This window comes from Microbacterium sp. NPDC089698, assembly GCF_044749045.1.
GTDB lineage: Bacteria > Actinomycetota > Actinomycetes > Actinomycetales > Microbacteriaceae > Microbacterium.
In genome coordinates this window covers 86,795-109,798 of the sequence record NZ_JBIVHE010000001.1, presented here as the reverse complement: position 1 = coordinate 109,798, position 23,004 = coordinate 86,795, and the positions used below count along the sequence as shown (strand labels likewise).

Below are 23,004 nucleotides of genomic sequence, written 5' to 3'. Positions count from 1 at the left end.
TCGATCCCTCAGAGCCGGGCGATGGTCTCGATGTCCGCCCGGAACTCGGCGATCTCGTCCGCCGACACGGTCGCTCGCGTGCTTCCGAGAGCCCGCGCGTAGTCTTCCGTGTCGAGCGCGGACGCCGGCTCCCCGTCGCTCAGCGCCCGCGCGAGGGCCTCCTGGGATGCGCGTCGCGCGGCGTACTCGATGTCCGCCGGGGTCAGGCCCTCGCTCGCCGCGACCAGGCGGTCCAGATCCACGTCGCCGGCCGACTCGGCCGGGATGTACCGCGCCCAGATCGCCCGGCGGGCATCGGCGTCGGGCAGGCCGATCGGGATGACGTAGTCGAAGCGCCCGTGTCGGAGGAACGCCGCGTCGAGCGCCCGCACGAAGTTCGTCGCGCAGATGAGGATCCGGCCCTCCCGGTCGCGGAAGTCGGCGACGAGCTTCAGCAGCTCGTTCGTGACGCCCTGCGTGGGCGAGGGCGGCGTCCCGCCGCGGCGGGAGGCGATCTCCTCGACCTCGTCGATGAAGACGACCGCGTGCTCGAGCTCGTCGATCGTCTCGAAGGACGCGCGCAGCCCGCCGGCGAGTCCGGAACCGCCGTCCGCGAGGCGCGAAGGGAAGAGCTCGACGAAGGGCCAGTCGAGCCGCGAGGCGACGGCTCGTGCGAACGTGGTCTTGCCCGTACCGGGCGGGCCGAACAGCATGACGGCGCGCGGAGGCACGACCCCGAACCGCTCGGCGAGCTCCGGGCGGGCGAGCGGCGTCACCAGACGCTCCTCGAGGAGCGTCTTCTCATGCGTCATCCCTGCCACGCGATCCCACAGGTGCGGCGGGAGGATGCGGCCGCCCACCTCCTTGAGCGCATCGATCTCGCGCCGCTGGATGGGCATCGCGCGCTCGAGGTACCGGACGGAATGATGCACGTGGAACCCGTTCTCGGTGAACGCGCCCAGCCCCTCGGCCTCGGGGATCAGCACCGAGAGCTTCGCGAGGCCGAGCGGTGCCATCTTGCGCTCCAGCGCGTGAAGGAGCGATGAGCTCACCTCGGATCCGGCGTCGTCGATCGTCCCGAAGAACACGATCCATCCCTGCGCGTGCGCGCCGCGGCCGACCGCAGCACCCACGAGCAGCTCGCCCTGGACGGCGACGACGGCGTGGTCCTGCTGGCAGGAGGCGATCACCTCGGCGAGCGAGTAGATGGGCCACTCGTTCTCGCGCGTGACCTGCCCCCACAGCCGGACGATCTGATCCAGATCGTCCCCGTGGAAATCGCGGATGTACGTCCTCGTCATGGCGCCTCCTCCGTCGGACCGTGCACCCATCATCACAGAGCGCGGGGCGGCCGCCGACGACATGACGCTCCACGACGGAGCGGGGCTCAGACCCCGGCCGGCACCGCCGAGACCGTGCGGTCGATCGTGAACTGGCCGAGCACCCGCGTGCCGACGTACAGCACCGCGCTCTGGCCCGGTGCGACGCCGTCGAGCGGCGCATCGGGGACGACTCTCACGCCGTCCTCCGCGACGAAGGCGCGCGCGGGGACCGGATCGGCATGAGCGCGGATCTGCACCTCGCAGGCGAACTCCTCCGCGGCGGGCGCCGCTCCGGCCCATGAGCGACGCTCTCCGGAGATCTCGGCGATCGCGAGCGCCTCCTTGGGACCGACGACGACCGTGTTCGAGACCGGGCGGACCTCGAGCACGAACCGGGGCTTGCCGTCGGGGGCGGGCACGCCGAGCCGCAGGCCCCGGCGCTGGCCGACCGTGAACGCGTGCGCGCCGTCGTGCGTGCCGACGACCTCGCCGTTGCGGTCGAGGATCTCGCCCTGCTCGGCGCCGACCTTCTCCGCGAGCCAGCCGCGGGTGTCGCCGTCGGGGATGAAGCAGATGTCGTGACTGTCCGGCTTCTGCGCGACGCTCAGCCCGCGCTCCGCCGCCTCCGCGCGCACGAGCGCCTTGGAGGGCGTGGATCCGAGCGGGAAGTAGGTGTGCGCGAGCTGCTCGGCGTTCAGCACCCCGAGCACGTAGGACTGATCCTTCGCGGCGTCCGAGGCGCGGTGCAGTTCCAGCCCGCCCTCGCCATCGACGAGCGTCGCGTAGTGCCCGGTGCACACCGCGTCGAAGCCGAGTTCGATCGCGCGCTCCAGGAGGGCGGCGAACTTGATCTTCTCGTTGCAGCGCAGACACGGGTTCGGCGTGCGTCCGGCCCGGTATTCCGAGACGAAGTCCTCGATCACGTCCTCGCGGAAGCGCTCGGAGAAGTCCCAGACGTAGAACGGGATCCCGAGCAGGTCCGCGGCGCGGCGCGCGTCCATCGCGTCCTCGATCGTGCAGCAGCCGCGGCTCCCGGTGCGCAGCGTGCCACCGGCCCGCGAGAGCGCGAGATGCACGCCCACGACATCGTGGCCGGCCTCTACCGCGCGCGCCGCAGCCACGGCGGAGTCCACTCCCCCGCTCATCGCCGCCAGAACACGCATGGATCCAGTGTACGAGCGCGCGGCTGGACGGGCGCAGGGCGAGACGGAGGCAGGGCCTCGACAGGCACCGCGCGTCAGCGGGCGGCGCCGGAGGCCCGCGCGTACGCGTCGCCGACCACCGCGAGCACGGCATCCACGTCGGCGTCGTCCGAGGTGCGCCCGAGCGTGAACCGGATCACGCTGCGCGCCTCGGTCTCGCTGCGGCCGAGCGCCTGCACCACGTGCGAGGGCTCTGCGATCCCGGCCTGGCACGCGGATCCGGCGGACGCGGAGACCCCGGCGACGTCGAGGAGGAACAGCAGGCTCTCGCTCGGTGCGCCGGGGAACAGCAGGTGCGCATTGCCCGGCAGGCGACCGGAGGCATCCGGATCCCCGAGGAGTTCCGCGGAGGGCACCCGCTCCCGGACCCCCGCGACGAGGCGGTCGCGCAGCGCGCCCAGTCGTGCCGCCTCCGCGATCTGCTCGGCCGCGGCGAGTTCCGCGGCGACCGCGAACGCGGCGGCACCCGCGACGTCCTGCGTGCCGGAGCGGAGTCCGCGCTGCTGACCGCCGCCGTGCAGCAGGGGCGAGAGGCGCGCGGTGCGGCCGACGACGAGCGCCCCCGTGCCGGTGGGGGCGCCGATCTTGTGCCCCGCGACGCTGAGCGCGACGAGTCCCGCACCGGCCGCCGCCTCGCCGCGGAGCGCCGCGAACGACAGCGGCAGGTGCCCGAAGGCGGCGACGGCGTCCAGGTGCAGGGGAACGCGCGCCGCGGCTGCGGATGCGGCGAGCGCGCGGGCGTCGTTGATCGTGCCGACCTCGTTGTTCGCCATCAGCGCGGTGGCCACGGCCACACCGTCCGCTGCCAGCCCCGCCGCGAAGGCGTCCACGGGGATGCGCCCCACGGCATCCAGCGCCACCGGCACGATCCGGGCGCCGTCCGCGGCGAGCGCGGCGACCGTGTCGAGCGTCGCGTGGTGCTCCCCGTCGGGCAGCAGGATCGCATCGCTCCCCTCCGGCCGGGAGCGCCACAGTCCCTGCACGGCGAGGTTCACCGATTCGGTGCCGCCCGAGGTCAGGACGACCTCGATGGGCTCGCACCCCAGCACCGCCGCGAGACGTTCCCTGGACTCCTCCAGGATCCGGCGCGCCTGCTGCCCCGCCCCGTGCGTGGAGGAGGCGTTGCCGGTCGCCCCGGCGACACGCAGCCACTCCTCGGCGGCCTCGGGCCGCAGGTCGGTCGTCGCCGCGTGATCCAGGTAGTGCACTCCACCACTCTCGCACTTCGCCCTGGGATGGGACTCGGTGGCACGGATCGCGGTACGCCGTGGCAGCCCGGGCCGCCGCTGCCGCGATATTCTTTCCCTCATGTGTCCGCACGCGATAGAGGTCGAGACGCCGGTACCCGACGGCGACGCCTGCGCCCTGTGCAGCCCGTCCCTCGACGCGCTGGGCGTCCGCCTTCACGACGGGGCCGCCACGCTGCGCGTCTGGTCGCAGAACGCCTCGTCGATCGAGCTCGTGATCTTCGATGAGACCGACCTGGACTGGGAGACCGCGCAGCTCGCGCTCGAGCGCCGCCCCGGCGGCGTGTGGGAGATCACCACCGACCTGCTCCAGCCGGGGACCAGGTACGCGTTGCGCGTCGACGGGGCGCACAGCCCCGGCAACACGTTCAACCCCGAGACCCTGCTGCTGGACCCCTATGCCCGCGGCCTCGCCCAGGGCGACGGCTACGAGGAATGGCGCTCGGTCGTCATCGAGGACGGCTTCGACTGGGGCGGGGTCGCGAAGCCCCTGACGCCCCTCGACCGCACGGTCATCTACGAGGGCCACATCAAGGGGCTCACCAAGCGCCACCCCGGGGTGCCCCCGGCCCTGCACGGCACGTACGCCGGCGTCGCGCACCCGGCGATGATCGAGTACTACCGCGAGCTCGGGATCACGGCGGTCGAGCTGCTGCCGGTGCAGGCCTTCGCCTCCGAGCCGCGACTGCTGGACCGCGGACTGTCGAACTACTGGGGCTACAACACCCTGAACTTCTTCACGCCTCATGCCGCCTACGCGACCGAGGATTCGCGCAAGGAGGGTCCCGAGGCGATCCTGCGCGAGTTCAAGGGCATGGTGAAGCTGCTCCACGAGGCGGGCATCGAGGTGATCCTCGACGTCGTGTACAACCACACGAACGAGGAGGGCATCGGCGGCCCCCGCACGAGCCTGCGAGGGATCGACAACGCCCTGTACTACCGCCAGCAGGAGGACGGCAGCTACATCGATACCACGGGCTGCGGGAACACCCTGGACACCGCGACGCCCGCGGCGGCGCGTCTCGTGCTGGATTCGCTGCGCTACTGGACCACGGAGATGCAGATCGACGGATTCCGTTTCGATCTCGCCACCGCACTCGGGCGCGACGACACGAGCACCTACGACCCGCAGCATCCGCTGCTGCACGCGATCAGGACGGATCCGGCCCTCGCCGACGCGAAGATCATCGCCGAGCCCTGGGACGTGGGCTTCGGCGGCTGGCAGACCGGGAACTTCCCGACCGGGTGGAGCGAGTGGAACGACCGCTACCGCGACCGCGTCCGCAACTTCTGGCTCAGTGACATCGACTACGCCCGCCGCGCCTCCGCCCCGACCGGCATCGGCGGGTTCGCGAACCGCCTCGCCGGTTCGGCGAACACGTTCAGCGATGAGCGCGGTCCGCTCGCGAGCATCAACTTCGTCACCGCGCACGACGGCTTCACGCTGAACGACCTCGTGTCCTACGACGTCAAGCACAACGAGGCGAACGGCGAGGGCAACCACGACGGCGCCGACATGAACCGCTCGTTCAACCACGGCGCCGAGGGCCCCACCGACGATCCGGTCATCCTCGCCGCGCGCCGCAAGGCGATGCGCAACCTGCTCGGCACGCTCCTGTTCTCCGCCGGCGTGCCGATGCTCACCGCCGGCGACGAGTTCGGGCGCACCCAGCGCGGCAACAACAACGCCTACTGCCAGGACTCGGCGATCAGCTGGCTCAACTGGGATCACGAGCCGTGGCAGCAGGACCTGTTCGCGCACGCCTCGCTCCTGACCCGGCTGCGCGAGGAGAACCCGGCCCTGCGCCCGCTCCGCTACGCCCGCCTCGGGGAGCACATCCCGAACGCCTCGGTCATGGACTGGTACGACCAGGACGGCGACACGATGGAGGTCGAGCAGTGGAACGACCCCCGCAACCGCACCCTGCAGTACGTCGCATCGTCCACGCCCGACAAGGAGGCGTTCAACCGGATCCTGCTCGTCGTGCACGGCACCGAGTCGCCGATCGACATCCGGCTTCCGGTGATCGACGGCGTGTCGCGCTACGTCGCGCTGTGGTCGAGCGCGGAGGAGCGGCCCTCGCCCGTCGAGACGGTGCACAAGCCGGGCGACGTGCTCGCCCTTCCCGGCACCTCGATGAGACTGTTCCGCGCGGAGTGACCCGCCCGTTACCTCTTCCGACCTCGGAGCGCGGTAGGTTCAGGGTGTGTCCGAACGAACTGCCGCACAGTCCTCGTCCGATGCTCTCCGCAGCACCGCGCAGATCCCCGTGCGCGCACTGCCCGACATCGATGCGGCGGACGCTCAGACCACCCGCATCCCCCTCGCGGATCCGTCCCCCGCGGCGCCCGAGGGCTTCCATCCGAAGGCCTTCTCCGGCGAGGTGATCCCGTTCCGGGTCGTGGCGTTCCGCGAGGGGCACGACCTCATCGGCGTGCATCTGCGGTTGCGCACCCCGAACCATCAGGAGAGCCTGCACCGGCTCACCCCGCTCGGCGACGGCACCGACCGCTGGCAGGTCGACGTCGCGCTCGACGAGACGAACGCCTGGACGTTCCGCTTCGAGGCGTTCGCGGACGAGTTCGCCACCTGGGCGCACGCGGCCGAGCTGAAGATCGCGGCGGGCGTGGACGTCGAGGTGATGCGCGCACTCGGTGCGGGGCTGCTCGGACGGGCCGCGAAGGACAAGACCCGCCCGAAGCCGGAGCGCAAGCGGCTCGCGGCGGTCGCGGAGCAGCTGCGCTCCCCCGACGGGACCGCAGAGGACGCTCTCGTCATCGCCACGGACCCGGAGCTCGCCGCCCTCTTCGCGGACCGCCCGCTCACCGCGCTCGACTCGGCCACACCGTGGCAGACGGTCCTGGTCGAGCGCACGATCGCCGGCGCCGCGGCCTGGTACGAATTCTTCCCGCGCTCGGAGGGCGCGGTGCGCGAGACCGACGGCACGATCGCGAGCGGCACCTTCGCGACCGCCGCGGAGCGCCTTCCCGCGGTCGCCGCGATGGGCTTCGACGTGCTCTACCTCCCGCCGATCCACCCGATCGGGCGCCTCAACCGCAAGGGGCCGAACAACACGCTCACCGCCGGGCCCGCCGATCCCGGATCGCCGTGGGCGGTCGGCGCCGCGGAGGGCGGGCACGACGCCGTGCATCCAGACCTCGGCACCCTCGCCGACTTCCGCGCCTTCGTGAAGAAGGCGAACGCGCTCGGCCTCGAGGTGGCCCTCGACCTCGCGCTGCAGGCCGCCCCGGACCACCCCTGGGTCACCGCGCACCCGGAGTGGTTCACGGAACTCCCGGACGGCACGATCGCCTATGCCGAGAACCCCCCGAAGAAGTACCAGGACATCTACCCGCTGAACTTCGACCGGGATCCGGTGGGCCTCTACACCGAGGTGCTGCGGATCGTCGAGCACTGGATCGCTCAGGGCGTGTCGATCTTCCGGGTCGACAACCCGCACACCAAGCCGCTGCGGTTCTGGGAGTGGCTGATCCGCACCGTCAACACCAAGCACCCCGACGTGGTCTTCCTGGCGGAGGCGTTCACCCGCCCCGCGCCGATGCGGGGGCTCGCGGCGGTCGGCTTCCAGCAGAGCTACAGCTACTTCACCTGGCGCAACACCAAGGCGGAGCTCGAGGAGTTCCTGCTCTCGGTCTCGCAGGAGACGGCCGACTACATGCGCCCGAACCTGTTCGTGAACACCCCCGACATCCTCACCGAGTATCTGCAGTTCGGTGGTCGCGCGGCGTACCGGATCCGGGCCGCGATCGCCGCGACCGGCGCGCCGCTGTACGGCGTCTACGCCGGCTACGAACTGTTCGAGAACGTGGCCCGTCCTGGTTCCGAGGAGAACATCGACAACGAGAAGTACGAGTACAAGCTGCGCGACTGGGCGAAGGCCGAGGCGGAGGGGCGCTCGCTCGCCCCCTACCTCACCCGCCTCAACGAGATCCGCCGCGCGCACCCGGCGCTCCGGCAGCTGCGCAATCTGCAGCTGCACTGGAGCGACGACGACGCGATCCTGGTGTTCTCCAAGCATCTGGACGCGCCCTTCACCGGCACGGACTCCGGCGACACGATCATCGTGGTCGCCAACGTCGACCCGCACTCGGTGCGGCAGACCACCGTGCATCTCGACACCCTCGCATGGGGCGTCGAGCCCGGGACGGCGTACGAGGTCGAGGACCTCGTCACCGGATCCGTCTGGACCTGGACGGATCACAATTTCGTGCGCCTGGACGCCTTCACGGAGCCGGTGCACATCCTCCATGTGAAGGGGCAGCCATGATCACCACTGCGATCGACCCGGCTGTGCTCGAGGCCGTGGCCTCGGGCTCGCACCACGACCCGCACTCCGTCCTCGGAGCGCATCCGCAGCCCGAGTCGGGCGGCAGACGCGTGACGATCGTGCGCGCGCTGCGACCGCTCGCGAAGGGCGTCTCGGTGCTGCTCGACGGCGGTGTCGAGGTACCCCTGACCCATCTCGCCGAGGGCATCTGGGAGGGCGAGGTCACCGGACCCGCGGGCGCCTACCGGATCAAGGCGACGTACGGCGACGCCCCCGACTGGATCTCCCCCGATCCGTACCGGCACGCCCCCACCATCGGCGAGCTCGACCTGCACCTCATCCGCGAGGGCCGCCACGAGCGCCTCTGGGAGGCGCTCGGCGCGCACCCGCGGTTCGTCGACGGCGACCAGGGCACCGCGTTCGCCGTCTGGGCACCGCACGCGAAGGCCGTGCGCGTCGTCGGCGACCACAACGGCTGGGACGGCCGGCTGGACGCGATGCGCTCCATGGGCTCGAGCGGCGTGTGGGAGCTGTTCGTGCCCGGCGTGGGCGTCGGAGCGCACTACAAGTACGAGATCCTCACCCCGCACGGCACCTGGATCCTCAAGGCGGATCCGATGGCCCAGCTCGCCGAGGTCCCGCCCGCGACGGCCTCGATCGTCACGCGGTCGGAGTACTCCTGGGGCGACGGCGCCTGGATGACGCGCCGTGCCGCGACGCATGCGGTCGCACAGCCGATGAGCGTCTACGAGCTGCACCTCGGCTCCTGGCGCCCGGGTCTCGGCTACCGGGACATCGCGGACGAGCTCATCGAGCACGTCACCGCCACCGGGTTCACGCACGTGGAGTTCATGCCCGTGGCCGAGCACCCCTTCACCGGATCCTGGGGCTACCAGGTGACCGGCTACTACGCGGCGACGCATCGCTACGGCGAGCCCGACGACCTGAAGCACCTCATCGACCGGCTGCACCAGGCCGGCATCGGCGTGATCATCGACTGGGTGCCCGGGCACTTCCCGAAGGACGCCTTCGCCCTCGCGCGCTTCGACGGCGAAGCCGTCTACGAGCATCCGGATCCGCGCCGCGGCGAACACCGCGACTGGGGCACGCTCATCTTCGACTACGGCCGCAACGAGGTGCGCAACTTCCTCGTCGCGAACGCGCTGTTCTGGCTGGACGAGTTCCACGCCGACGGCCTGCGCGTCGACGCCGTCGCCTCGATGCTCTACCTCGACTACTCGCGTGACGACGGCGAGTGGGAGCCCAACGTGCACGGCGGGCGCGAGAACCTGGAGGCGATCCGCTTCCTGCAGGAGGTCAACGCCACCGCGTACCGGAAGCACCCCGGCATCGTCATGGTCGCCGAGGAGTCGACGAGCTTCCCGGGTGTGACGGCGCCCACCGACCACAACGGGCTCGGCTTCGGGTTCAAGTGGAACATGGGCTGGATGAACGACTCGCTCGTCTACATCGAGCGCGATCCGCTCTACCGCTCGCATCACCAGGGCGAGATGACCTTCTCCTTCGTGTACGCGTTCGGCGAGAACTACATCCTGCCGATCAGCCACGACGAAGTCGTGCACGGCAAGGGCAGCCTGCTCTCGAAGATGCCGGGCGACCACGCCGCGAAGCTCGCGAACGTGCGGGCCTACCTCGGCTACATGTGGGGGCACCCCGGCAAGAACCTCCTGTTCATGGGCCAGGAGTTCGGCCAGCTCTCCGAGTGGTCGGTGGACCGCGGCCTGGACTGGTGGCTCCTCGACCAGCCGTCGCACCGGCAGTTGCAGGAGTTCGTCGGCGCGCTGAACGGCACCTACCGGCAGAACGCGCCGCTGTGGGAACGGGATCACGACAGCAGCTCGTTCACGCGCATCGGCGCACCGGACTGGGATCCGAACATCGTCGCCTTCGTGCGCCGCGATGCGCACGGCGGGCACCTCGCGGTCATCAGCAACTTCGCCGGCGCTACGCGGCACGGCGTCAGCCTCGATCTGCCGCTCGCGGGCGGTTGGACCGAAGTGCTGAACACCGATGCGGCCGAGTTCGGCGGGCACGGCGAGGGCAACCTCGGTCTCGTCTACGCGACCGATGTCGAGAACGGCTCGCCCCGCGCGACCCTGACCATCCCCGCGCTGTCCACGATCTGGCTGCGGCACCAGAAGGATCCGCACGTGCCGATCGTCAGCAAGGGCTGAGACGATTCCGCCGGTGCCGACACTCCTAGGGTGAGAGACACCGAACGGAGCCGGCATGGCACACGAGTCACAGGACAGGACGCTCGTCGCGCGCGCGGCGGCGGGGAGCGAGAGCGCCTTCCGCACGCTGTATCGCGCCTACGTGCGCCCGGTCTACTGGATCGCGTACGGCATCCTCAGGGATGCCGGTGACGCCGAGGACGTGACGCAGGAGGCCTTCGTGGTCGCCTGGCGGAAGCTCCCGGGCCTGGAGCTCGCGAGCGACTCGCTGCTGCCCTGGCTCGCGACGATCTGCCGGTTCCAGGCGGCCAACCGGCTGCGCCGCCGTCAGCGCGACGCGGCGCACACCGCCGAGGGCGTGGACGAGCTGCTCCCCGCACTGATCGACGTCGAGCAGCAGGTGATCGCCGCCGAGCTCGCCGACAGGATCGCCGCCGAGCTCGACGGGATGACCGTGCTCGACCGCGAGATCTTCCGACTCTGCGCGACCGAGGGCTGGGACTACCGGGCCGCGGCCGCCGAACTCGGCGTCGGGCACGGCGTCGTCCGCAACCGTCTCTCCCGCGTGCGCACCCGCCTGCGCGGCGCTGTGACCGAAACGGAGCCCGCATCATGACCACGACCCCCACGGGCCTGCCCCCGCTGAGCGATGAGGCGGTCGACCGCATCGAGGAGGCCGTCTTCGCGCAGATCGCCGAGGAGCGCGACTCCGAGCGCGCCCACACCGCACTCACCCGCCGTCGCGCGCGCCGACGCGGCTGGCTGACCGCGGGCGGCGTCGCCGCCGCGTTCGTCGTCGGGGTGCTGGTGACGCCGGCGATCCTCAACGCCACCGGGGTCTCGTCCTCGGGATCCTCGGTCGCGGCCGCGCCCGAGGGCACGACCGCGACACCGCACGCGCTCTCCGGGATCGCGAAGGACATGTCGCAGAGCGCCGGCGGCGCCGCGTCCTCCGCGGGCGGATCCTCCTCATCGGCGAGCACGGCGCGGGACGTGATCCGCACCGGATCCGCCACCGTCCAGGTCGACGACGTGCGCAAGGCCGCCGACGCGCTGGCCGCGCTCGCGAAGAAGTACGGCGGTTTCGTGGAGAGTCAGCAGATCGGCTCCGCGCAGGGTCCCGTGGCGACCGATGGCGGGATGGTCCCGCCGCCCTCCGGTGACGGCTGGGTGACGCTGCGCGTCCCGGTCTCCGACCTCGACGCCGTGATGGATGCGCTGCGCGCTCAGGGCACGGTGCTGGCGACCTCGCTCGGCACGAACGACGTGACCACGGCGACGACCGATCTGCGTGCGCAGATCGACTCGCTGACGGCGTCGGTCACGCGCCTCACCCAGCTCATGTCGCAGGCGACCTCGGTGGCCGATCTGCTGACGGCCGAGACCGCGCTCACCGACCGTCAGTCGCAGCTGCAGTCGGCGCAGCAGCAGCTGAAGGACCTCGAATCCCAGGTGGCGATGTCCTCCGTGCAGGTGACGCTCGTGCGGGAGGCGCCGGCGGCGGCGGATCCGGCGGGCTTCGGCGACGGTCTCGCCGCGGGCTGGAAGGGGCTCATCGTCTCCCTCAACGCCGTCGTGATCGCGCTCGGCTTCCTCCTGCCGTGGCTGGCGCTCGCGCTCGTCGTGGTGCTCATCGTCTGGGCGATCGTCCGGGCGCGCCGATCCCGGCGCACGCGCGCGGCGACCGCCGAGCGCCGGCAGGACGCCGGCTCCGACTCCAGTTCCGACTCCGACTCCGACTCCGAGACTCAGAAGCCGTAGCTCATGCCCATCGCGGCGCGGACCTCGTCGAGCGTCTCCGCGGCGATCCCCCGGGCGCGGGCGTTGCCCGCGCGGATCACCGCGGCGGCGTCCTCGGGCGTGATCCGCGCACGGCGCTCCCTGTGGTCGCGCAGGAAGTCGTTGACGGCGGTCGCGGTCACGCGCTTGAGCTCGGCCGCCCCTCCCGAGCCGACCCGCTCCGCCACCTCCTCCGGAGCGACGCCGAGGCAGGTGGCGGCCGTCGTGAGCAGGCCCGCGACGCCAGGCCGGTGCACGGGGTCGTACGCGATGAGCCGCTCCGAGTCCGTCCGTGCGCGACGGATCGCGAGCGCCGTCTCCTCCTCGCTCATGCCGAGCGCGATCCCGTTCCCGTGGCTCTTCGACATCTTCCGGCCGTCGAGCCCCGGTAGTTCGGGCGAGTCCGTCACGAGCCCCTCCGGCACCGGGAAGACGGCGCCGTACCGCTCGTTGAAGCGCCGTGCCACCGTGCGGGTCATCTCGACATGCGGGAGATTGTCCTTGCCGACCGGCACGAGCGTCCCCTTGCAGAACAGGATGTCGGCCGCCTGATGCACCGGATAGGTCAGCAGCAGGCCGCCGAGCGCTCGCCCGGAGTCCTGCGCCTCCGCCTTGACCGTGGGGTTGCGGTGCAGTTCGGCTTCGCTCACGAGGCTGAGGAACGGCAGCAGCAGCTGGTTCAGTTCGGGGATCGACGAGTGCGTGAAGAACACCGTGCGCTCCGGATCGAGACCCGCCGCGAGGTTGTCGCGGACCGCCTCGAGGATGTTCCCCCTGACCTCACCCGGGCTGTCCCGGTCCGTGATCACCTGATAGTCGGCGAGCACGACGAAGGTCTCGACGCCCGCGGTCTGCAGGCGCACGCGCTCGAGGATCGTGCCGAACAGGTGGCCGAGATGCAGTCGTCCGGTGGGCCGCTCCCCCGTCAGGATCCGATGCTGCTCGGGGTGCGCGGCGATCTCGGATCGCAGCCGCGTCATGCGGGCGGTCGTCGCGGTGAAGGTGTCCATGTCTGCTCCAGGGGTCGGGAGCCGCACGGATGCACTGCGCGTACGGAGAACGCGGGCCGCCATGCAGCCCGCGTGAATGAGAGGTCTTTCGTGCGCGTGCGGCTGCTAGAGCAGCCACCACCAGGAGTTCGTCGCGCGCATAGGACCATCGTACGCCCGTCCCCGACCACGACTCTCCGACCTCGATCGATGCCACGTGCGGCACGCGGGCGCCGCTAGGGTCGTCGCCATGAGCAACGCCGCCGTCTCCGCCGCCAGCGTCGTCCGCGAAGGGCGGGATCTGACCCTGGATCTGACGCGCGTCGCGTGCGTCGTCCTGGTCGTGTTCGTGCACATCCTGTTCACGGGCGTCGGCCGGCGCCCCGACGGCTCGCTGCTCATCGAGCGCACGGTCGAGGGTCAGAGCTGGTTCGACGCGGTGAGCTGGATCCTGAACATCATGCCGTTGTTCTTCGTCGTCGGCGGCTATGCGGCCCGCGCGGGCTGGCGGTCCGCACAGCGCCGCGGCGACGACGGCATCGGCTTCGTCCGCCTGCGCCTGGCGCGGCTGGCCCGCCCGGCGATCCCCGTGTTCCTCTTCTTCGCCGTCGCCCTGGCCGCGGCACGCCTGCTCGGGATCGATCCCGCGCTCGTCGACACGATCGCGATCGGCGTCGGCTCACCGCTGTGGTTCCTCGCCGCATATCTGCTGGTGCAGGCCCTGGCTCCGTGGATGATCGGCTTGCATGCCCGTTTCGGCATGTGCGTGCCGCTCGTGCTGCTGGCGGGCGCCGCAGCGACCGATGCGCTCCGCTTCCTCGTCGCCGGCGGGCTGCTCGGTCTCGGCCACGTCCCCTCGACCGGCTACGGCATCGGCGCGGAGCTCTTCGGAATCCCGAATGTGGCGTTCGTATGGCTGTTCGCCCAGCAGATCGGCTTCCTCCTCTTCGACGGCTGGTTCTCGCGTCGCAGATTCTGGCAGCTGCTCGCCCTCATCGCCGCCGGGTACCTCGCGATCTGGGGTCTGGTGTCCCTCGGTGGATACTCCTGGAACATGCTCAGCAATCAGTGGCCGCCGACGACGCCTCTCGCGATCCTCGCCGTCGTCCAAGCCGCAGCGCTCACCGCGCTGCACCGCCCGCTCACCGCCCTCATGCGCACCCGCGCGGCGCAGGGAGCGGTGTTGCTGATCGGTTCGCGCCTCATGACGGTGTACCTCTGGCACCTTCCCCTGATCATGGTGCTCATCGGCCTGGAGCTGCTGCTCCCCGTGCCCATGCCCGCGCCCGGCAGCGCGCTCTGGTGGTGGACGCGGGTGCCGTTCCTGATCGTCGTGCTCGCGGCCGTGTGGCTGCTGTCGCTCTGGCTCGTGCGCTTCGAGAAGGCGCCGAGGATGAGCGGGAAGCCTTCCCGCGGTGCGACGGTCACGGCCGTCGTCGTCTTCATCCTGCCGATCCTCGCGATCACCGCCTATGGCGTGGATCTGACGCTCGCCGTCTGCGCCCTGCTCGCGTCGCTGCTCGCGCTGTGGTTCGTCGGCGCGTACCGTTCCCCGCTCAGGACTGCGGGAGCCGCGGCACCGCGTCGATGAGGGAGCGCGTGTAGGCGCTCCGCGGATCCGCGAGCACCTCGGAGGTCCGCCCGGCGTCGACCACGCGGCCCCCCTTCAGCACCACGACGTCCGCGCACAGCTCGGCGACGATCGAGAGGTCGTGCGAGACCATGACGAGCGTCATGCCGTGCTCGGCCTGGAGGCGCGCGAGCAGTCGCACGATGTCGAGTCGGGTCGAGAGGTCCAGCGCGCTCACCGGCTCGTCTGCGAGCAGCGCCCGAGGGCGCGTGATCAGGGCGCGCGCGATCGCGATGCGCTGCCGCTGGCCTCCGGAGAACTCGTGCGGATAGCGCAGGAGGGCGTCCTCGTCGAGCTCGACGTCCCGCAGCGCCTCGACCAGCCGGTCCCGGCGCTCGTGTGCTCCCGACCGGTCGCCCCGCGCGTCCGGATCGCCGAGCCACCGCAGCGGCTCGGCGAGGACGGAGTCGACGCGCTGGCGCGGATCCAGCGAGGCGAAGGGGTCCTGGTAGACGGGCTGCACCGCACGCCGGAACGCCTGCACCGCACCACGGGTGCCGGACGCCGGCGCCGCGCCTTCGAACAGCACCGTTCCCGCGCTCGGGCGCCGGAGGCCCAGCAGGAGCGAGAGCGCGGTGGTCTTGCCGGATCCGGACTCGCCGACCAGCCCCAGGCTGCGGCCCTGCTCGACCGAGAACGTCACATCCTGCAGGGCTGCGGGAGCGGATCGACGGTAGTGGTGGGAGACCCCGTCGAGCGTGAACAGTGCGCTCATGCGCGGCCTCCCTCTCCGCCGCCGCGCAGCCGGTCGAGCGCCGACTCCAGCTCGCGGGCCGCCGCCACCAGGCGACGCGTGTACTCGTGCTCGGGAGCGGTCACGATGCGCTGTGCCGTGCCTTCCTCGACGGCCTCGCCGCGGCGCAGCACGATCGCGCGCTCGGCGATCCCGGCGACCACGGCGAGGTCGTGCGAGACGAACACGAGCGAGGTCCCGTGCCGGCGCACTGCGTCGTCGAGCAGCTCCAGGACGGTGGCCTGGACGGTCACGTCGAGGGCGGTGGTCGGCTCATCCGCGAGGAGCACGTCGGGACGGCACGCCAGGGCCATCGCGATCGCGACGCGCTGGCGCTGTCCTCCCGAGAGCTCGAAGGGATACCGCTGCAGCAGCCGCTCGGGATCCGGCAGGCGCACCTCTTCCGCGGCCGCGCGCACGGCGGAGCGCAGCGACGCGCCCTGCAGACCCCGGTGCCGCCGAAGGGGCCGGGCGATCTGGTCGCCCACCCGCATGAGCGGGTCGAGCGCGGATGACGGATCCTGGAACACGGCGGCGATCCGCGATCCGCGCACCCGCTGCAGCACCCGCTCGCCGGCGCCGAGCAGCTCCGTGTCGTCGAGCCGGATCGAACCGGTGGCCGTGAGCCCGGACGGCAGCAGGCCGAGGAGCGCGAGCCCGGTGAGGGTCTTGCCCGATCCGGATTCGCCGACGAGTCCCAGCCGCTCGCCCGGGGCGAGATCGAGGTCGAGGTCGCGGACGAGCTCCGCTCCGTCGTTCGTGAGGATGCGGAGTCCCCGCACCTGCAGTGCCGCGCCCATCAGCTCCTCCCCCGTCTGGTCGGATCGAACCGCTCGCGAAGCCCGTCCGCGACCGCGTTCGCGCCGAGCACGAGCAGGGCGATCACGGCCCCGGGGATGACCGCGCCCCAGGGCGAGGTCAGCACGGTGCCCTGCGCCTCCTGCAGCAGGCGCCCGAGGGAGGAGTTGGGCGGCGGCACGCCGAGTCCGAGATAGGACAGGGACGCCTCCGCCATGATCGCGGCACCGAAGAGGACCGCGAGGTTCACCACCAGCGCCGGCCAGATGTTCGGCAGCACGTGCCGGGCCAGCACGCCCCAGACGGGCGCACCGGAGGTTCGCGCCGCCGTCACGAAGCTCCGCGACAGCACGTTCTTGACGAGGATCCTGGTGAAGCGCGAGACGATCGCGGATCCGGCGATCCCGATCGCGACGATCGCGGTGTCGAGGCCGGGACCCCGCGCCGCCACGATCAGCATCGCGAGCAGAAGGGTCGGGAAGGCGATCAGCACGTCCAGGAGCGAGGAGACCGCGTCGTCCACCCATCCCGGCAGCAGCGCCGCGGCCGTGCCGATCACGAAGCCGATGACAGCGGCGAGGGCGACGGCGCCGAGGCCGACCAGCAACGCGATCCGGGTGCCGGCGAGCACCTGGCTGAACAGATCCCGCCCGAGCTTGTCCGTGCCGAACAGGTGGGCGCCTCCGGGCGGCGCGAGCCGCCCGCCGGAGGTGTCGTCGAGCGGGAACGGCGTCCAGAACACCGAGACCACCGCCGCGAGGGCGAGCACCGCGAGGATCACGATCCCGATCGTGAGCGTGACGTCCCGGCGCGGGAGCGTGCGGGTCATGCCCGGCCCCCTCTCGCGGAGATGCTGCCCCGCAGGCGCGGGTCGACGAGGCGCTGGGCGACGTCGGCGAGGAAGCCGATGAGCAGCACCAGGGCGGTCGTGACCACGAGCACGCCCTGGATGCTCGGGTAATCGTGCTCGCCGACGGCCTTGACCAGCAGTGCGCCGAGGCCCGGGAGGGTGAAGACCGACTCGACGACCACCGCGCCGAGCAGGGTCGATGCGAGTTCGATGCCGAGGATCGAGATCACCGGGACGGCCGCGTTGCGCACGCCATGCGCGAAGAACGCACCGGCTCTGCTCTCCCCCAGCGCACGGGCCGTGCGCAGGTAGTCGGAGTCGAGGACGTCCAGCGTCGCCGAGCGCACGTAGCGCGCGAGCGAGGCGCTCATCACGATCACGATCGTGAGGACCGGCAGTGCGAGAGCGCTGAGCGCCGCACCGGGATCCGCCCAGTCGTCGCGCGGGAAGCCGCCGGAGGGCAGCAGCCGCAGGGTCAGCGCGAACAGCCAGACCACCAGGAGTCCGACCCAGAACACCGGCACCGCGATGCCCAGCTGCGTGATCGCGCCCAGCAGCGCGCCGTACCAGGTCCTGGCCCGCGCCGCCGCGACCACTCCGATCACCGACCCGAGCACGGTCGCGATCACGAACGAGATGAGCGCGAGCGGCAGCGTCACCGCGAGCCGGGAGGCGATGTCGTCCGCGACGGGAGCCCCCGAGGTGAACGACGTGCCCAGATCGCCTCGGAGCAGGCCGGAGAGCCACGATCCCAGCTGCACGAGCACCGGCTGGTCGGATCCGACCTGCGCCCTCGCGGCCGCGATCTGCTCGGGCGTCGCGTTCACCGAGATGAGCGCGTTCGCCGGGTCACCAGGGAGCACCCGCAGCAGCAGGAAGACGACGAGCATCCCCACCAGGAACGAGAGCACCAGGAAGAGCAGGCGGCGGACGAGGTATCGGGTCACCGCACCCCTGTCCGTCGCATCGGCCGGACGGCCGCGATCACGACGTCTTCTCGATGTCCGCCACGAAGAACTGCGAGTTCAGGCCGTGCACCGGGTAGCCCTTGACCGCGCTCGACGCGACCACGATCTGCGGGGCCAGGAACAGCCAGTCGCTCGCCGCGTCCTCCGCGATCTGTGTGTTGACCTTCTTGAGGATCGCGGTCTGCTCGTCGGTGCTGCTCGCCTGCTCGGCGTCGGCCACCCACTGCACGACCTGCGGGTTGTCGTAGCCCCAGTAGAAGTTCGGGTTGCCGTACCAGACCAGGTCGCGGTCGTTGACGTGCTCCTGCAGCGTCGCGGCGAAGTCCTTCTTCTGGAAGACGTTCGTGTACCACTGGTCCTCGGAGATCGTGTTGATCTTGACCGTGACGCCGACCTTGGCCAGCTCCGACTTGATGAACTCCGCGACCGCCGGGTGCGGGTCGTAGGACGGGGTGTCGAGCGTGAAGGAGAGGTTCGACTGCCCGGCCTCGGCGAGCAGCGACTTCGCCGCCGCGGGGTCGTACGGGTTCACCGAGGTGAGATCCTCGTACCAGGGGTCGGTGGGCGGGACCATGGATCCGATGAGCGTGCCGCGGCCGTCCCAGATCGAGTCCAGCAGCTTCTTGTTGTCGATCGCCTGCGTGATCGCCTTGCGCACGCGCTTGTCGTCGAACGGCGCGACCTTGTCGTTGAAGGCCAGCAGCTCCTTCGTCGTGGACGTGTTCTCCGAGACCGTGAAGTCCTTGTTGCCCGTGAACTGCTTGAGCGCGTCGGGGCTCTGCACCTGGGTGACGATGTCGACCGCGTTGGTCAGCAGCGCGTTGGAGAGCGCGGAGGCGTCGGTGAAGTAGGTGAAGTCCACCTCCTTGCTCTTCGCCGCGGTCCCCCAGTAGCCCGGGAAGCGCTTGAGCGTGAGCGAGGAGCCGCGCTTGAACTGATCGACCGTGTACGGGCCCGTGCCGTCCTCCGCGGTCTTCAGATCCTTCGCGTCCGTGTTCACGATCCACACGTAGGTGAGGTTGTACGGGAAGGAGATCGACCGCGACTTCAGGTGGAAGACGACGGTCTGCGGGTCGGGCGTCTCGACGCTGTCGACGACGGCGAGCTGCGACTTGCGGGCGGACTGCGAGCTGTCGGCGAGCACGCGCTCGAGAGAGGACTTCACATCGGCGCTGGTCAGCGCCTTGCCGGAGTGGAAGGTCACTCCGCTGCGCAGCTTCACGGTGTACGCGAGCCCGTCGGGGCTGACCGAGTAGTCGGTGGCGAGGCGGTTGACGACCTTGCCGTCGTCCGTGAGCTGGAACAGGCCCTCGTACACGTTGCCGTTCAGCGCCTCGGTGACGCCCTGACCGCCGGCGTCGACGTTGGAGAGGTTCAGCGGTGCCGAGAGCGAGCCGATCCGGATGGTCGCGTTCGCGTCGGGCGTGCCGCCGGCCGATCCGGCGCCGCCGGAGCACGCCGTGGCGAGCACGGCGACCACGGTCAGAGAGGCGGCGAGCGCCGCGATGCGGGAGAACTTCATGGATGGTCCTTCAGGGCTGTTCGGGAGGCTTCGGTGCTGTGGGGCTGGCTTCAGTGCGGGTCGGGAAGAGGGAGACGCTCGCCCGCGCGCACCGGCGTCGTGAGCCGGTTGGAGAGCGGCGGCAGCGGGCAGTTGTACTGGTCGGAGAAGCCGCAGGGCGGCACGAAGGCGCGGTTGAAGTCGAGCACCACGTCGCGCGTCCCCTCGAGACCCGAGTCGTCCTGGACGAACAGGAACCGTCCGGGCCCGTAGGTGCGTGTCTCGGGATCCTCGGTGCGGTTTGTCGGATCCGCGAACACGAGCAACAGCGTGCCGCCGTCGTCGAAGGCGTCGAGCGAGTAGTCGGTGCCGTCGATCGTGACGGCCAGATCGCCGGGTACGGGCAGCTCGCGGCTGAGGCCGTTGTCGCGCAGGTGCTCATAGGGCACGGCACGCCCGCCGTCGACCGGGGTGAACGTCCCGATCAGGCGCCAGGAGGGGTCGTAGTCGAAGGTCGCGATGCCTTCGAACTCCCGATTGCGCGCGGACGCCGCGTCCCAGAACCGGAACCCCCGCTCCGGCTCCCCCGTGGTGAGGTGGCGGCGGGTCAGCTCGGTCACGACGACCGTATCGGGCAGGCCCGCGGACGCCTCTTCGAGCGTCGTGGCGTCCTCGGGGTCCAGCCAACGGGTCTCGATGAGGGCGAGGTTGCCCTGCGGTGCGGTCACCGCGGCGAGCCGGCCGGCCTTCCACGCGTCATGGGCGGCGTGCGCCGCCGTGGGATCGGCGTCGGGTGTGGCGTTCACGGGCATCTCTCCAGCCTAGGTCGAGGGTTTCCCCCGCTCCTCAACGCGCGTCATCCTTCGTCGTATTCCCCGATCGCGCGTGTCGTCCCGGCACGACGCACGCCGATCTCCGGCCGCGTCGTCCCGGGACGACGAAAGCCCCCGGCGAACCGAGGGCTTTCGTGTGTTGTCTGTGACCCCAGCGGGATTCGAACCCGCGTTACCGCCGTGAGAGGGCGGCGTACTAGGCCGCTATACGATGGGGCCGTCTTGGCGATCCGTTTCCGTCTCGCGACAACCGTTCAAGTATGACATGACCCCCAGCGGCCGCCAAATCGAGCCCGGCTCGACGCGAACCCCGGGTGTGTCGCGCCCGTCAGGATTACCCTCGAGGAATGCGCATCACCAAGCATGAGCACGCGGCGCTCCGCGTCGAGGACCACGGCCAGACCCTGCTCATCGATCCGGGGAGCTTCACGCTTCCGCTCGACGATCTGCACCGCCTCGTGGGCGTCGTGATCACCCACGAGCACGCGGATCACTGGACGCCGGAGCACCTGGACCGCATCCTGCGCGCGGCCGCCGGCACCCCGATCTTCGCCCCGGCCGGAGTCGTCCGCGCCGCCGCGGGGTACGAGATCACCGAGGTCGCCCCCGGCGACACCGTCACGGCGGGCGACTTCACGCTGCGATTCTTCGGGGGCGTGCATGCGGAGATCCACTCCTCGATCCCGCTCATCGACAACGTCGGCGTGCTCGTCGACGACGAGCTCTACTACCCCGGCGACTCCTATGCCGTGCCGGAGGGCGTCGAGGTGGGGACGCTCGCCGCGCCTCTCGGCGCCCCGTGGCTGAAGATCGGCGAGGCGATCGACTTCGTGCTCGCGGTGAAGCCTCGCCGCGCGTTCGGCACGCACGACATGACGCTCTCGGTGATCGGCTCGAACATGCACCGCGGACGCCTGAAGTGGGCCGCCGAGCAGAACGGCGGGGAGTTCTTCGAGGTGGATCCCGGCGACGTCCTCGAGGTCTGAAGTGGCGGACTCCCCCGTGGCGCGGCTCCTGCCCGCGCCGACGCCCCGCCTGCGCTTCCGCGAGATGGAGGACGGCGACCTCGGTGCGATGGCCGCCCTCCTCGGGGACCCCGAGGTCATGGCGTTCTATCCTTCCCCGAAGTCCCGGAACGAGAGCGCCGAGTGGATCGCGAACCAGCGCCGTCGCTATGAGCAGGACGGTCACGGCCTCTGGATCATCGAAACCCCCGAAGGCGAGTTCCTGGGCGACTGCGGGATCACCTGGCAGACGTACAACGGGATCCCCGTCCGCGAGGTCGGCTACCACGTGCGCGCAGACCGGCAGGGTGAGGGACTGGCGACCGAGGCCGCACAGGCCTGCGTCGACGTCGTTCGTCGCGAGTTCGCTCCGACAACATTGACCGCGATCATCCATCCGCAGAACGCCGCGTCACTGCGGGTGGCGGCCAAGCTCGGGATGACGCGCATCGCCGACGATCACGCGCATCCGTGGATCGTCCGCACGGTCATGGGGATGCAGGTGAGCCCCCAGCGCTAGCGGGCGGTGGCGACGATGCGGCACTGCGCCGGGACACGACGGCGACGGCGGCCGAGGACGCGACCACGGCGACGAGCGCTCCGAGCAGGATCGCAGCCCCCTCCCCGGGCAGGAGCGCCTTGGTCTCGACCCCCAGCGCCACCGCCGCGACGGGCACGCCGAGCTGCCCCGCCGACGCCACCGCCTGCGACCACGGCAGGCCGGTGATGCGGCCCGCGAGGTGCGCGACCACCGCCGCCGCGCCCAGCACGAGCCCGAGCAGGATCATCTCGGGATGCGTTCCCAGATCGCGCAGGTTGATCGAGGCGCCCAGCCAGACGAAGAACAGGGGCCCGAAGAAGCCCTCGGTCATCCCGAACAGCTGATGCGCGAGCCGTCGCGGCTGACCGATCGCGGAGAGCACCAGCCCGAGCGTGAAGCCCGCCATCATGACCGAGACGTGCGTGAACTGGGCGATCCCCGCCAGCCCGAACAATGCCAGCAGGCTGAACCGCAGTTCGAGCGCGAACTGCCGTGACTCCGACACCTCGTGCAGAACACGCAGCCGATGGGCGCCCACACGGCGCAGCACCAGCACGAGCACCACGCCCACCGCGGCGATGCCGATCCCGCCGAGCGCGACGAGCGGCACGCGCTCGGGCTGCAGCACGAGCGGGAGCGCGACGATGCACGCCACATCGGCGATCGCGATCTGAGCGATGAGCTGGGCGGCGGAATCGGCCGAGACGTCCAGGGACCGCAGCATGGGCAGCACGAGCGCGGCCGAGGAGGACGCGATGAGCACCGAGTAGACCGCCCCGTGCGAGGTTCCGAACAGCAGAGCCGTGCCGACGCCGAGTGCGACGGAGACCGCGGCCACGATCCCGGCGCCCGCCGCCCCGCGCCCCACGGCGGCGCGGACGGCGGCGTCCCGGATCGGGATGTGCGAGCCGATCACGAGCATGATGAGCCCGAACCCGAGCTGTGCGAGCAGCGTGAACGTCGGCTCGGCCGCGTCCACCCAGCCGAACCCGGTCGATCCGATCGCGAGGCCCGCTCCGAGCTCTCCGGCGATCACGGGGATCCTCCAGGCGCGCCGGGCGGAGAGCGCGGGGCCGGCCAGTCCCACCAGCACCAGCAGCGCCAGGGTCGCGAACGTCATGCGCACACTCTAGATCCGCCGGTC

At 71.0% G+C, this 23,004-nt stretch carries 19 protein-coding genes and 1 tRNA gene; 8 read left to right on the top strand and 12 right to left on the bottom strand.

Annotation, left to right across the window (positions count from 1 at the left end; translation table 11 throughout):
- Positions 1–8 precede the first annotated feature (8 nt).
- From ACIPY5_RS00490 to ACIPY5_RS00480, 3 genes are all read right to left on the bottom strand, one after another.
- Positions 9–1,280 (bottom strand): ATP-binding protein, encoded by a 1,272-nt coding sequence (locus ACIPY5_RS00490; RefSeq protein WP_400965421.1) that lies wholly within the window; start codon positions 1,278–1,280, stop codon positions 9–11.
- A gap of 86 nt (positions 1,281–1,366) precedes the next feature.
- The gene (mnmA, locus tag ACIPY5_RS00485; protein ID WP_309356929.1) at positions 1,367–2,464 is read right to left on the bottom strand and encodes a tRNA 2-thiouridine(34) synthase MnmA; all 1,098 of its coding nucleotides are present in this window, start codon (positions 2,462–2,464) and stop codon (positions 1,367–1,369) included.
- A 74-nt stretch (positions 2,465–2,538) separates the two neighbouring features.
- The gene (locus ACIPY5_RS00480) at positions 2,539–3,711 is read right to left on the bottom strand and encodes a cysteine desulfurase family protein (protein ID WP_400965418.1); all 1,173 of its coding nucleotides are present in this window, start codon (positions 3,709–3,711) and stop codon (positions 2,539–2,541) included.
- Between the two features lie 100 nt (positions 3,712–3,811).
- Here ACIPY5_RS00480 and glgX point away from each other — a divergent pair, with 100 nt between their 5' ends.
- The 5 genes from glgX (at position 3,812) to ACIPY5_RS00455 (ending at position 11,995) form a co-directional block, all read left to right on the top strand.
- On the top strand, positions 3,812–5,911 hold the full coding sequence (gene glgX, locus ACIPY5_RS00475) for a glycogen debranching protein GlgX (RefSeq protein WP_400965415.1): 2,100 nt from the start codon (positions 3,812–3,814) through the stop codon (positions 5,909–5,911).
- A 109-nt stretch (positions 5,912–6,020) separates the two neighbouring features.
- Entirely contained in the window at positions 6,021–8,039 is a 2,019-nt protein-coding gene (locus ACIPY5_RS00470) for an alpha-1,4-glucan--maltose-1-phosphate maltosyltransferase (protein WP_400968420.1), read from the top strand.
- Positions 8,036–10,234: a 1,4-alpha-glucan branching protein GlgB gene (glgB, locus tag ACIPY5_RS00465; RefSeq protein ID WP_400965412.1), complete on the top strand. Its 2,199-nt coding sequence runs from the start codon at positions 8,036–8,038 to the stop codon at positions 10,232–10,234. The genes ACIPY5_RS00470 and glgB overlap by 4 nt, the downstream gene beginning before the upstream one ends.
- 55 nt (positions 10,235–10,289) lie before the next feature.
- Positions 10,290–10,850 carry an RNA polymerase sigma factor gene (locus tag ACIPY5_RS00460; protein WP_400965409.1) on the top strand — a complete coding sequence of 187 codons (561 nt, stop codon included), beginning with the start codon at positions 10,290–10,292 and terminating at the stop codon, positions 10,848–10,850.
- Positions 10,847–11,995 (top strand): DUF4349 domain-containing protein, encoded by a 1,149-nt coding sequence (locus ACIPY5_RS00455; RefSeq protein WP_400965406.1) that lies wholly within the window; start codon positions 10,847–10,849, stop codon positions 11,993–11,995. Before ACIPY5_RS00460 ends, ACIPY5_RS00455 begins: the two co-directional genes overlap by 4 nt.
- On the opposite strand, the gene trpS is transcribed toward ACIPY5_RS00455, so the two are convergent.
- Positions 11,983–13,023 carry a tryptophan--tRNA ligase gene (gene trpS / locus ACIPY5_RS00450; protein ID WP_400965403.1) on the bottom strand — a complete coding sequence of 347 codons (1,041 nt, stop codon included), beginning with the start codon at positions 13,021–13,023 and terminating at the stop codon, positions 11,983–11,985. The two genes, ACIPY5_RS00455 and trpS, sit on opposite strands and share 13 nt — an antisense overlap.
- A gap of 229 nt (positions 13,024–13,252) precedes the next feature.
- Here trpS and ACIPY5_RS00445 point away from each other — a divergent pair, with 229 nt between their 5' ends.
- Positions 13,253–14,593, top strand: coding sequence for an acyltransferase (locus tag ACIPY5_RS00445; protein WP_400965401.1), 1,341 nt, complete (start codon positions 13,253–13,255; stop codon positions 14,591–14,593).
- Here ACIPY5_RS00445 and ACIPY5_RS00440 read toward each other — a convergent pair.
- From ACIPY5_RS00440 to ACIPY5_RS00410, 7 genes are all read right to left on the bottom strand, one after another.
- A complete protein-coding gene (locus ACIPY5_RS00440) occupies positions 14,559–15,347 on the bottom strand; it encodes an ABC transporter ATP-binding protein (RefSeq protein ID WP_400965398.1) in 789 nt (262 codons plus the stop codon). The genes ACIPY5_RS00445 and ACIPY5_RS00440 overlap by 35 nt on opposite strands.
- Positions 15,344–16,165, bottom strand: coding sequence for an ATP-binding cassette domain-containing protein (locus tag ACIPY5_RS00435; RefSeq protein WP_400965395.1), 822 nt, complete (start codon positions 16,163–16,165; stop codon positions 15,344–15,346). Before ACIPY5_RS00435 ends, ACIPY5_RS00440 begins: the two co-directional genes overlap by 4 nt.
- Positions 16,165–16,992, bottom strand: coding sequence for an ABC transporter permease (locus ACIPY5_RS00430; protein WP_400965392.1), 828 nt, complete (start codon positions 16,990–16,992; stop codon positions 16,165–16,167). The genes ACIPY5_RS00435 and ACIPY5_RS00430 overlap by 1 nt, the downstream gene beginning before the upstream one ends.
- Positions 16,989–17,960: an ABC transporter permease gene (locus ACIPY5_RS00425; RefSeq protein ID WP_309342296.1), complete on the bottom strand. Its 972-nt coding sequence runs from the start codon at positions 17,958–17,960 to the stop codon at positions 16,989–16,991. Before ACIPY5_RS00425 ends, ACIPY5_RS00430 begins: the two co-directional genes overlap by 4 nt.
- Positions 17,961–17,997: 37 nt before the next feature.
- A complete protein-coding gene (locus tag ACIPY5_RS00420; protein ID WP_400965389.1) occupies positions 17,998–19,503 on the bottom strand; it encodes an ABC transporter substrate-binding protein in 1,506 nt (501 codons plus the stop codon).
- A gap of 50 nt (positions 19,504–19,553) precedes the next feature.
- Entirely contained in the window at positions 19,554–20,294 is a 741-nt protein-coding gene (locus ACIPY5_RS00415) for a DUF1684 domain-containing protein (RefSeq protein WP_400965386.1), read from the bottom strand.
- Positions 20,295–20,461: 167 nt separating this feature from the next.
- Positions 20,462–20,534, bottom strand: a tRNA-Glu gene (locus ACIPY5_RS00410).
- A gap of 128 nt (positions 20,535–20,662) precedes the next feature.
- On the opposite strand from ACIPY5_RS00410, the gene ACIPY5_RS00405 reads away from it, so the two are divergent.
- Positions 20,663–21,301 (top strand): MBL fold metallo-hydrolase, encoded by a 639-nt coding sequence (locus tag ACIPY5_RS00405; RefSeq protein ID WP_400965383.1) that lies wholly within the window; start codon positions 20,663–20,665, stop codon positions 21,299–21,301.
- Position 21,302: 1 nt separating this feature from the next.
- Complete coding sequence (locus ACIPY5_RS00400) at positions 21,303–21,839, top strand: GNAT family N-acetyltransferase (RefSeq protein WP_400965380.1); 537 nt, start codon at positions 21,303–21,305, stop codon at positions 21,837–21,839.
- Here ACIPY5_RS00400 and ACIPY5_RS00395 read toward each other — a convergent pair.
- Positions 21,808–22,980 (bottom strand): cation:proton antiporter, encoded by a 1,173-nt coding sequence (locus tag ACIPY5_RS00395; protein ID WP_400965377.1) that lies wholly within the window; start codon positions 22,978–22,980, stop codon positions 21,808–21,810. The two genes, ACIPY5_RS00400 and ACIPY5_RS00395, sit on opposite strands and share 32 nt — an antisense overlap.
- Positions 22,981–23,004 lie beyond the last annotated feature (24 nt).